Below are 475 nucleotides of genomic sequence, written 5' to 3'. Positions count from 1 at the left end.
TTTAGGAGGCGACCGCCCCAGTCAAACTGCCCGCCTGACACTGTCTCCCACCCCGATCAGGGGTGCGGGTTAGAAGTTCAACACAGCCAGGGTAGTATCCCACCAACGCCTCCACCGAAGCTGGCGCTCCGGCTTCAAAGGCTCCTACCTATCCTGTACAAGCTGTGCCAAAATTCAATATCAGGCTACAGTAAAGCTCCACGGGGTCTTTCCGTCCTGTCGCGGGTAACCTGCATCTTCACAGGTACTATAATTTCCCCGAGTCTCTCGTTGAGACAGTGCCCAGATCGTTACGCCTTTCGTGCGGGTCGGAACCTACCCGACAAGGAATTTCGCTACCTTAGGACCGTTATAGTTACGGCCGCCGTTTACTGGGGCTTCGGTTCACACCTTCGCTAATGCTAAGCGCTCCCCTTAACCTTCCAGCACCGGGCAGGCGTCAGCCCCTATACTTCGCCTTGCGGCTTCGCAGAGA

Annotated in this window: 1 rRNA gene; it reads right to left on the bottom strand. The window is 56.4% G+C overall.

From position 1 onward, the window contains the following. Positions 1-475: ribosomal RNA gene (locus tag IRB43_RS17660) — 23S ribosomal RNA — on the bottom strand; the annotation flags it as partial.

It is taken from the genome of Bacillus sp. REN10, assembly GCF_016820555.1.
In the GTDB taxonomy this organism is placed as follows: domain Bacteria; phylum Bacillota; class Bacilli; order Bacillales; family Domibacillaceae; genus Bacillus_CE.
The sequence above is the reverse complement of the archived record's forward strand: the minus strand, read 5'-3'. Positions and strand labels throughout refer to the sequence as shown.